The organism is Thermodesulfobacteriota bacterium, from assembly GCA_039028315.1.
GTDB lineage: Bacteria > Desulfobacterota_D > UBA1144 > Nemesobacterales > UBA2774 > CR02bin9.
Window position 1 is genome coordinate 1 of sequence record JBCCIH010000078.1, and the last position, 10,214, is coordinate 10,214.

Genomic DNA, 10,214 nt, shown 5'->3' on the forward strand with positions numbered 1-10,214 from the left:
TCAACAGAGTTCCAATGGGTCTTAAGAACATTATCGGTCACAAAATTAATACTCATTGGAATCCAGCCGTTCTCCCCGGCCACTTTTAGCGTGCCCGAGCTCTCTGTTATGCCCGCAACAGCAATTGGGGGATGGGGTTTTTGGTAGGGCTTTGTATGAACCCTAAGACCTACATCGTCCTGGGGCTCGGGAACAGTATAGCTCCACCTGCTGTTAGCATATTTACCAGGCTTTGGGTTATTCCACAGATCTAATATGAAACCTAAGGAATCATTTGTAAGATCCCTTTGCTCACCTGTGCTTGGGTCTATATTGAACACCTCAAAGTCACCTATAAAGCTTCCAGCTCCAATTCCCCATTGGAATCTGCCTTTGGCTAAATTATCCAGAACCGCAATTCTGTGTGCTAGCATGAAAGGATCATGCTCAGGAAGACACGAAACACCAGTGCCTAATATTATCCTATTTGTACGCGCAATAGCGTTTGCAATGAAAAGATCAGGCGCGGGAATGTTCTCCCATCCAGCAGTGAAATGCTCTCCAATCCATGCTTCTCTAAAACCCAGTTCGTCAAGTAAGACTATCTGTTCTAGGTCCTCTTGAAGAGTTTCTGACAGGTCTCTGCCCGCAGGATGAAGGGGCATTGTAAAGTAGCCTAATTCCAAATAAAAGCTCCATATATGCTAAGTTTTATTAGAACATTGATATTAACACAACTTAAAATTTTCTCCAAAGCTAAAGCACAAACTTTAGCTTTGATAATAATTCACTTTAGGCTATAATTTTCCCATCTTAAAGGAGGCATAAATTGAGCGTAAAACCGGCCAGAGCGCTTGAAGCACTAAGGGAATTCTTAAAGTTAGAGTCAGCTAGCGGAATCATACTTGTGGGCGCTGCTGTACTTGCTTTAATAATCAACAACTCTCCTTTATCAAGCCTGTATGATCTTTTTTTAAATACCCCAGTTGAAATTCGTATTGGCGCTCTCTACATCGGAAAGCCGCTTCTTCTTTGGATAAATGATGGTCTTATGGCCATATTCTTTTTATTAATAGGGCTCGAAGTAAAAAGAGAGATAATGGACGGCCAGCTCTCTAGTCTTTCTCAAGTAGCGCTTCCTGGTTTTGCTGCTGTTGGCGGTATGGTAGTGCCTGCACTTATATACGTAATGTTTAACCTTGGTAACACGGAAACTCTAAGCGGCTGGGCAATCCCGGCTGCAACCGACATTGCGTTTGCACTTGGAATTCTTGCGCTTTTAGGTTCCAGAGTACCTCTTTCTCTAAAGCTATTTTTGCTGACACTTGCAATAATCGATGATCTTGGTGCTATTGTAATCATCGCCATATTCTACTCTGGCGATCTCTCTACTACATCACTGATATTGTCTGCAATTGCAATTGCTGTACTTGTTGCAATGAACCTTCTTGGAGTTAAGAGAATTGCTGCCTATGTAGTAGTGGGTGTTATTCTATGGATATTTGTTCTAAAATCAGGAGTTCATGCAACCCTTGCAGGAGTAGTATTAGCTTTTGCAATACCACTTAGAACCAAAGAAGATGAGCCTTGTCCGCTTAGGGAAATGGAGCATTCGCTTCATCCCTGGATAGCTTTTGGTATTATGCCTATCTTCGCTTTTGCAAACGCGGGAGTCTCACTTTCAGGAATGTCATTTGCAACGCTTTTCGAGCCAATTCCAATAGGTATAGCGCTTGGTCTTATCGTTGGAAAGCAGATAGGTGTGTTCGGATTCTCATTTGCGGCAGTAAAAATGGGGCTTGCAAAGCTGCCCTCTGAGCTTAACTGGCGGATGATTTACGGAACATCAATACTTTGCGGAATAGGTTTTACGATGAGCTTATTTATAAGCACACTTGCTTATGATAGCAGCCTCTCAGAGTATGCAATAGAGGCTCGCATAGGAATACTTGTCGGCTCATTTATCTCAGCTATTGCGGGCTTTTTGATCTTAAAAGCATCTCTTAAAGATGAAAGTAAGCCTTTGGAATAATTAATCTTACAAGTACAATTCAGAGCTGTGATACTAAACAGAACTAAATCGATCTTTCTCTTCCTATCTCTACTTTACATTACATTCTATATTCCGATGACCCTAACCTTTTACCTGCCCAACTGGATGGAGCTTAATTGCGATTGGCATAACCGCTGCAGAATTGTGGGAGAGGACAGGGCGGAAAAAGGAATACAGGAGCTTGCAGCTTTTTTCAGACACCAGGGTGGGCTTGAGAGTTTTTTTACAGATAAGGAAAAGACCCATCTTAAAGAAGTAAGGGGAATGTTTGATAAGATGTTCTTTTTGGGTCTAATAGGCTTAGCGATAGTAGCTATTTTATATGACAGAAAAAAAGTGCGGCGCTTTGCACTCATAAATGCAGTAATAATCCTCTCTTTATTAATAGTTCTTCCTTTTTTTGGGACTTTTTGGAGGGATGTATTTCACCCTCTTCTATTTGACAATGACCTTTGGCAAAACAACAAATATGATCTCTCATATTACATAATGCCGAGGGTGTTTTTTAAATATACAGTTGCACTATTAATTGCAATTTGCTTCATCATTAATCTGGCAATCTGGCTTGGTTTAAGAAAGAGGCGAGACAATAGTTAATTTATATCCTCTTCATGTGAATGAGAGTGAGAATCTGAGTGTGAATGAGAATGAGAGTGTGAATTAGAATGTGAATGTGGGTGAACATGTGAACCTAATCCGATAAAATCGCCGAACTCGCAGTTATCCTGTCCTATACATCCCCTAAAACTAGGTTGGTTGCTGTGATCAGCAGCCATGCCGTACCTATGTCCCAGCTCATGACGCCACACCGCGAACTCCCCGCATCCTAAGAATCCTCCTTCAGAAATTACAATTATATCGTTTCCAAAGAAATATACCCCCGAGCATTCGCTCAGACCTACGGCCTCACATTCAAATCTGTTCGGAACAACATATACTCTCAATGTCGAAAGGGGTGGGATATTTGTTCCATTTTCTAGTTCAACTGTCTGAAACCCCAGCTCTGAGCCTTCAATGAACTGGCAGTTAAAAAAGTTAGTAGCTCTGTTATCTAGTAAATTGAGCACACTGTTTGTTCCACTATCTACGCCGCTATCAATCGAAACTTGCATACCATATAGCGGAGTAGTCAGATTATAATCCTGAGATTCTGCAATTTCTTGATTAATAAGAGGATCTAATGGACTTACAGGATTGTCATCTTCTAATGAGTCACATGAAATCATTGTTGCCGTTAATATGAAAATGGAAAAAACGATCAAATACTTCATTGCCTGCTCCCCCTTATGAACTCTATTGTATAATGATAACTGATACTTTTAGAGATGCTATTTGAAATTCCGCATTTAGCGGCCAAAATATAAATCAGAAAACATAATTCGGAGGCTAAGAGATGAAATTAGTATTAAAACTATCTATCATAGCAGTATTTTCTGTTTCTATATTATTAGCTTCATGCAGCGCTGAGAAATCTAGCGCAGAATTTCCACCCTCCTGCACTGAATCAGGGTTTACATACGAAGATAATAATCTGGTCTTAAATGAAGCTACATCTGATGAAAATGTATATCTAATCAATAATTCGAGCGCCTCCCAGATTATGATAAACATCCCTCCTAAAAAAGATCCCGGTGCTGACGCCGGATGGAGTTCAATGCTTGGTGCAAATAAGTGGTCTGCAATTGCAATCAGCACAGAAAATTTTAAATTTAGCTGCTACAACTTGCCTTCATCAGGCGGAGAGGAGAATCTTAATTGCAAAGAGGTTTTGAGTGTGTGCAAATTTAAACAGGCTGATCTTGGATCTGCAGGCTCAGGAAGTTTCTGGTTGGCTGAGGATAAACCACTTAACGGTATTCTTGCAACTATGAAATCAAGGGGTGTAAGCTGGGAGTAGGAGGTTAACTAATAGCGCCCTTGTAGGACCAGTCTAAAAGTTCAATTGGGTGTGCTGTCTTTATATTAAGCCCGTGTGATTTGATTCCTTTTTGTATCTGCAGAAGGCAACCCGGGTTTCCTGCAACTAGGTAGTCCACATCGTTTTGCGAAACATTATCCATTTTTCTGTCCAGCAGGTTCTGGGACATCTCCGGCTGCACAAGGTTATAAATACCGGCGCTTCCACAGCATAGATCAGACTCCGGCATCTCGATAAATTCAAGCCCGGGTATTTGCTTGATAACATCTCTAGGCTGCTGTTTGATTCTTTGGGCATGACCTATATGACACGCGTCTTGGTAGGTAACTTTAACATTCAAATTCTTAAGCTCGCCCGTTACTCCAATATCATATAGAAATTCCATAACATCTTTTGTTTTTTCACTAAGAGCCTGTGCTCGTTCTGAAAACTTGGGGTCATCTTTTAGAATTTCACCATAATCTTTCATAGTCGAGCCGCAGCCGGCTGAATTTATTACTATTGCGTCAACATCAAGCTCTTCAAAGGTCCTAATTGTATTCTTTGCAAACTCTCGCCCTTCATCAAGCCTACCGGAGTGAACCGATAGAGCGCCGCAGCAGCTTTGCATCTGCGGCACAACTACTTCACAACCGTTCTCAGAAAGCACTCTGACCGTAGCTTCATTTGTTTTAGAGAAAAATACGCTTTGAACACATCCTGTTAAAATAGCTACCCTATAACGTTTTTCACTTTTAGCGGGGATAATCTCAGGAAGTTCCTTAGGGAAAGATGGGGACTTAACTTGTGGAAGCATTGCCTCCATATTCGCGAGCTTAGGGGATATACGATTCATAATCCCAGAGGATTGTACAAGAGATTTTAGACCGGTTTTTTGGTAGATGTAAAACAGCGGCAGCATTAACTTTAGCCTTTGTTTGTAGGGAAACAAAGTGAAAATCATACCTCTATAAAAATTATCGAAAAATGAGCGCTCATAGCGGCGTTCGATTTGAGAGCGCCCGGCTTCAATCAGACTTCCGTAGCGGACTCCTGAAGGACAGGCAGGCTCACATGCCAGACAACCAAGGCACATATCCAGGTGTTTTACCAATGAGCCCTCAAGCGGTATCTCGCCATTTGCGGCGGCGTTCATCAAATGAATCCTTCCCCTAGGAGAATCAAGCTCATTGCCCGTCTCTAAATAAGTAGGACAAGCAGCTAGACAAAAACCGCAATGAACACAGTCACTTATAATATCTGCGCTTGGTTTGTCCATGTTATCAAATGCTTGATATCTAGTTTCGCTCATAGTTACTTTTTAGCTCTTTCTTATTGTAAAATCAAGATTCATTGTTTCTGATGCCTTAATTGCATCTCTAAGCTCTTTGTCGCTGGAGAAGGACTTTTGTTGTATTTGTTTGCCTTTAATTTCAAATCTATGCTCAGGCACATCAAAGGGATAAGGATTCAGTTGGTAGTTAAAACCGTCATCTGATGTCATTTGCAATATCGTTTCAGACCCTTTGTAATCAATCGGCGCCTCTGTTATTTCTATAGATCTCCAGCCATGGCATAGAGTAAGAGAAAGTATATCTCCTATTTGAAGAAGTTTTAGATTTTTAATAACTTCTCTGGGTATATTTTGCAAATTTCCATTTGAAAACGTGAGATTAAGTTCTTTGGCTACAAATTTTTTAAACTCTTTATATAGTGCATGTGATACTTCGTTGCCAGACTCTTTTCTTAAATTGTTACGGGCAAACTTAGAGAAATGAAGGGCGACCAAACAAGAAGCATAGGGCTCAGTTGAAGAATAAGGTTTGTAGCATCTTCTCCAAATATCTCCCTGATCCTCAAAGCTCATCTCTGTGAAATTTGCCGGAAAACCTGTCTCAGGGTTGATCTTAGGCTTTGAGTCCCACTTTTTCCAGCCGGAGTCATGCTCATTTACAGCAAATAAGACCGCGTCATATGGCTCAGGCGCTGCAAATTGCTCATTTCCCCAGTGCGACATTATTCTAGCTGCAAGCTCTGCATGGTCATGCTGAGTTATCAATATCCAGCCGCCGTTATTCTCTCTTCTAATCATTTTATATCAGTTGTATGATCTAAATGTATCTTCCAGGGTTAAGAATATTATCTGGATCAAAATTTGATTTTATTTTCTTCATTATAGATCTCCCAGAACCCAAATCTCCCCATACGTCAATCTCAGATTTAACAGATATTGGCGCTTCTTGGACAACTAGGTGCCCTCCTAAGGCGGCAGCAAAACTTCTTAGACTATTGATGCTAGCAATAGTATTTGAATCCTCTGCACTGAAAGAAATAATGCAAATTCCACTTCCAGCCCTAACAGATACATATGGTGTAATGCCGTTTTTAGACGATAATGCATCAAGACTCATTAGCAGCTTTGGTATATCAGATACTAAAACACTGGCTTTAGACACTGTTCGCTGTGTATTTGATAAAGCCCAGGGGAAGTTTATAACATCATCCCAAAACCCAAGCTCAACTTCGTCTGAGAGTACTGTTCCCGATCCATTGTTGTTACTACAAATTTGCTTTGCTTTTGAAATCTGGTCTTTAACAGCTTGCTCTACATTTCGTATTCTTACTGCTAGCAAATAATTGTCGGCTTTGTACTTAATCGAATTGTTCTCAGATAGAGCTAAGGCCAGTGTAGGATTTATCAATTCTAGCGATGTAATCGCCAGGTCTGAGCTTGTAAGCATCATCAGCGCATTATGACAATCATCAATAGAAGAAAAGTTGGCAAGATATGTCTGCGAATACTCAGGTACAGCATATAGCCTAAACGTTGCTTCAACTATTATTCCGAGCGTGCCGAGCGAACCAACAAATAATTTTGGAAGATCGTAGCCAGCTACATTCTTAACTACTTTAGCTCCCCCTTTAAAAATGCTACCGTCTGCTTGGACAACTTTTAACCCAATTAGTAATTCTCTAAAGGTGCCATACCTAAACCGAAGTGGACCGCTGTCATTTGACGCGATTATGCCACCTAGGCTAGCTCCGTGTTGAATGTGCGGGGGATCAATTGCTAAAAACTGGTTTTCTTTACCAAGCTCGGACTGCAGATCCTCAATCGATATACCAGATTGTGTAGTTGCCACCAGATCTGATGATGCATGTTCAAGAACCTGATTTAAATTTTTTGTGCTTAGAATAATGTCGGCTGAAGGGGGTTTGTTACCTAAAAATGATTTTGTGCCGCCGCCTGTAGGAATAACACTTAAAGAGTGTTTTGTAGCAAGTTTCATAATCTCTGAAACTTCTTCTACGCTACTTGGAAATACAACTGCTTTGGGCATAACGTCATCAAGGCTGTGGGCCTTAAGACTATCAGATTCCAAAATAGTATTGCCCTCGCCCACAATATTTCGCAAATTATTAATAACAGATTTTTTCAGCATTAGTTTTAAATTCTATACAAATTTAGATTAATACATCTCGCCCATACCCTTTTTCTGAACCGGATGCACATGGTAGGTCTTCATACCCGGCTCAACGCATGTTCTGGGCGTGGGAAATAATTTCCCAGGATTACACAAGCCTTTACTATCGAAAGCACATCTAATCAGATTCATAGCGTTTAGATCATTTTCATCAAACATAAGTGATAGATGGCTCTTTTTATCATAACCCACGCCATGCTCGCCGGTTATACTGCCGCCTTTATCAACGCATACTCTTAATATTTCTCCGGCAAGCTCAAGTGTTTTCTCCAAATCTCCCTCTTTAGTGGAATCATAAAGAACAAGCGGGTGCAGATTACCATCGCCGGCATGAAACACATTTGCAACCCTAAGACCATATTTCTCGCTTAGCTCTGCTATTTCAGATAGCACCTCTGCTAGCTTGCTCCTCGGTATAACACCGTCTTGCACGTAGTAGTCTGAGCTGATTCTCCCCATAGCAGGAAATGCGCTCTTTCTGCCTTTCCAAAATAGTTCCCTTTCTTCCGCATCTTTGGCCACTTTTATTTCAATTGCTTTGTTATGCTTTAAAACCTCTTCAACAATAGGCATCTGAGCCTCTACCTCTGCTTCTGGACCGTCTAATTCAACAAGTAATATAGCGCCCGCGTCTACCGGATATCCTGCATGTACGGCTGCTTCGACTGATTGTATGCAGAAGCTATCCATTATCTCCATTCCTGCCGGTATCACTCCCCTTGCTGTTATACCAGACACGGAAGCTCCTGCATCCTCAACATGATCAAAAGAAGCAAAGAGCGTTTTAACTGTTTGTGGCTTTTTTATTATCTTAAGAGTGACTTGTGTGACTATTCCCAAAAGGCCTTCTGAACCAACGACTAGTCCAGTAAGATCATATCCAGGGTGATCCAAAGTCTTGCCCCCAACCTCTATTATCTCACCATCGGGCATAACCATTTCAACACCCAGCACATGATTAGTTGTAGCGCCGTACTTAAGACAATGTACACCTCCAGAGTTTTCTGCCACATTACCCCCAATAGTACACACGAGTTGGCTCGATGGATCGGGAGCGTAGTAGTATCCATGTGGACTTACTGCGTTTGTAACCCAGAGGTTTACTACCCCAGGCTGTACTACTACTCTTTGGTTTGGAATATCGACATCTAAGATTTTATTCATCTTAGATAGGGAAATCACTATTCCTTCCTCAGTGGGAAGCGCACCTCCGGAGAGTCCTGTGCCAGCTCCCCTAGGAACAAATGGAACTTCTTCCTTGTGGCATTCTTTGATTACTTGCGATACTTGTCCTGCAGTACTGGGTAGTACAACAAATATAGGTTTTATCCTATGGCCTGCTAGCGCATCACTATCATATGCAATTAGCTCATCCTCTGTATAGATGACCCCTTCATTGCCTATAATTTCTATAAGCTTTTCTCTAAATTTGTTCTTCCAAGATGAAGATTTTGTTTTATGTTCAGTAGTCATAGTATATAGTATTTGTGTTTACGGGCATCATTATATCATTATTAGATGAGTAGACCAATTTTAGCACGCATTGTTATTTCGGAATTTAAGAAGAGACAAGCTCTTGACAATCAGCTGTGAATTGGTACATTCAATGGTTTATTTCTATTATTAGAGGCTAAAAAAATGAAGAGCTACATGGCTAAAACAGAAGATTTCGATAAAAAATGGTACCTGATAGATGGTGACGGGAAAACTGTTGGAAGGCTTGCTACAAGAATTGCAAACATTTTGAGAGGTAAAGACAAGCCCCAGTACACACCGCATGCTGACATAGGAGACTTTGTTATAGTTGTTAATGCGGAAAAACTACATTTCTCAGGTGATAAGTGGAACCAAAAAACATATTACAGACATACAAACCATCCGGGCGGTATTAAAGAGACTTCCGCACAAGATTTGCGTGAAGAGAACCCGGAGCAGATAATAGAGAAAGCTGTTTGGGGAATGTTGCCGAAGAACAAATGGCAGAAAAAATTAATAAGCAGGTTAAAGGTTTACGCGGGGAACGAACACCCACATGCTCCTCAGCAGCCTGAAACATTGGAGGTATAGTCAGAGACATGGCTGAAGTTAATTACTACGGAACAGGAAGAAGAAAAACCTCTATTGCCCGTGTTTGGCTAAAACCGGGTGATGGTAAAGTCACAATAAATAAAAGAGAAGCATCAGAATATTTCCCAAGAGATTCATGGGTTGTGCATGCGCTAGAGCCTTTGGATACAACAAACACTAAAGGCAAATATGATGTTTTAATAAAAGTAAAGGGAGGGGGTCTAACTGGGCAGTCTGGTGCCGTAAGACACGGTCTAGCCAGAGCACTGCTTCAGGTAGACGACTCTCACAGACAACCTCTTAAGGCAGCAGGTCAGCTTAGAAGAGACTCCAGAATGGTTGAGAGAAAGAAATATGGACTCAAAAAAGCGAGAAAAGGACCACAGTTCTCAAAGAGGTAATTTACACATTGGCTACCAATAAGAAAAAAAAGAAATCTAACAAAAAATTAAACAAAATCTCTGCGCCAAAAGGAAAACTAGGAGTACTTTTGCCCGGAATGAGCGGAGCTGTTAGCACCACTTTTGTTGCTGGCGTTGAGGCAATCAAAGCAGGTTTAGGTAAGCCAATTGGCTCCCTTACTCAAATGGGGACAATCAGAATTGGCAAAAGGACCGATAAAAACTCACCCTTAATAAAAGATTTTATTCCTTTGCGTGATTTAGATGATCTGGTTTTTGCAGGTTGGGATATTTTTCCAGACGACTGCTATGAAGCATCCCTTAAGGCAGGA

General features: G+C 41.1%; 12 protein-coding genes. 6 read left to right on the forward strand and 6 right to left on the reverse strand.

The genetic code is table 11. The annotated features are described in order from the left end of the window. A partial coding sequence (locus tag AAF462_06235; protein ID MEM7008720.1) for an LLM class flavin-dependent oxidoreductase occupies window positions 1-665 on the reverse strand: 665 nt, incomplete at its 3' end. Between the two features lie 143 nt (window positions 666-808). Here AAF462_06235 and nhaA point away from each other — a divergent pair. Together nhaA and AAF462_06245 are read left to right on the forward strand one after the other, a co-directional pair. After that, the gene (nhaA, locus tag AAF462_06240) at window positions 809-2,011 is read left to right on the forward strand and encodes a Na+/H+ antiporter NhaA (protein MEM7008721.1); all 1,203 of its coding nucleotides are present in this window, start codon (window positions 809-811) and stop codon (window positions 2,009-2,011) included. 27 nt (window positions 2,012-2,038) lie between these two features. Then, window positions 2,039-2,629 carry a DUF1461 domain-containing protein gene (locus tag AAF462_06245; protein ID MEM7008722.1) on the forward strand — a complete coding sequence of 197 codons (591 nt, stop codon included), beginning with the start codon at window positions 2,039-2,041 and terminating at the stop codon, window positions 2,627-2,629. Here the strand turns inward: AAF462_06245 and AAF462_06250 are convergent. Next, window positions 2,626-3,303 (reverse strand): hypothetical protein, encoded by a 678-nt coding sequence (locus AAF462_06250; GenBank protein ID MEM7008723.1) that lies wholly within the window; start codon window positions 3,301-3,303, stop codon window positions 2,626-2,628. The genes AAF462_06245 and AAF462_06250 overlap by 4 nt on opposite strands. A 122-nt stretch (window positions 3,304-3,425) precedes the next feature. On the opposite strand from AAF462_06250, the gene AAF462_06255 reads away from it, so the two are divergent. After that, the gene (locus AAF462_06255; protein MEM7008724.1) at window positions 3,426-3,929 is read left to right on the forward strand and encodes a hypothetical protein; all 504 of its coding nucleotides are present in this window, start codon (window positions 3,426-3,428) and stop codon (window positions 3,927-3,929) included. 4 nt (window positions 3,930-3,933) lie between these two features. Here the strand turns inward: AAF462_06255 and AAF462_06260 are convergent, their stop codons facing one another. From AAF462_06260 to AAF462_06275, 4 genes are read right to left on the reverse strand one after another with little or no spacing between them, the layout of a single operon-like run. Further along, window positions 3,934-5,241, reverse strand: coding sequence for a heterodisulfide reductase-related iron-sulfur binding cluster (locus tag AAF462_06260; GenBank protein ID MEM7008725.1), 1,308 nt, complete (start codon window positions 5,239-5,241; stop codon window positions 3,934-3,936). 9 nt (window positions 5,242-5,250) lie between these two features. Continuing rightward, on the reverse strand, window positions 5,251-6,021 hold the full coding sequence (locus AAF462_06265; GenBank protein ID MEM7008726.1) for a DUF3891 family protein: 771 nt from the start codon (window positions 6,019-6,021) through the stop codon (window positions 5,251-5,253). Window positions 6,022-6,040: 19 nt separating this feature from the next. After that, on the reverse strand, window positions 6,041-7,372 hold the full coding sequence (locus tag AAF462_06270; GenBank protein ID MEM7008727.1) for an FAD-binding oxidoreductase: 1,332 nt from the start codon (window positions 7,370-7,372) through the stop codon (window positions 6,041-6,043). 27 nt (window positions 7,373-7,399) lie between these two features. Continuing rightward, window positions 7,400-8,887 carry an FAD-linked oxidase C-terminal domain-containing protein gene (locus AAF462_06275; GenBank protein MEM7008728.1) on the reverse strand — a complete coding sequence of 496 codons (1,488 nt, stop codon included), beginning with the start codon at window positions 8,885-8,887 and terminating at the stop codon, window positions 7,400-7,402. A gap of 165 nt (window positions 8,888-9,052) precedes the next feature. Here AAF462_06275 and rplM point away from each other — a divergent pair, with 165 nt between their 5' ends. The 3 genes from rplM to AAF462_06290 form a co-directional block, all read left to right on the forward strand. Continuing rightward, the gene (gene rplM, locus AAF462_06280; GenBank protein ID MEM7008729.1) at window positions 9,053-9,481 is read left to right on the forward strand and encodes a 50S ribosomal protein L13; all 429 of its coding nucleotides are present in this window, start codon (window positions 9,053-9,055) and stop codon (window positions 9,479-9,481) included. Between the two features lie 8 nt (window positions 9,482-9,489). Then, window positions 9,490-9,882, forward strand: coding sequence for a 30S ribosomal protein S9 (rpsI, locus tag AAF462_06285; GenBank protein ID MEM7008730.1), 393 nt, complete (start codon window positions 9,490-9,492; stop codon window positions 9,880-9,882). A 56-nt stretch (window positions 9,883-9,938) separates the two neighbouring features. Further along, window positions 9,939-10,214: inositol-3-phosphate synthase (locus tag AAF462_06290; protein ID MEM7008731.1), on the forward strand; the 276-nt coding region annotated here is incomplete at its 3' end.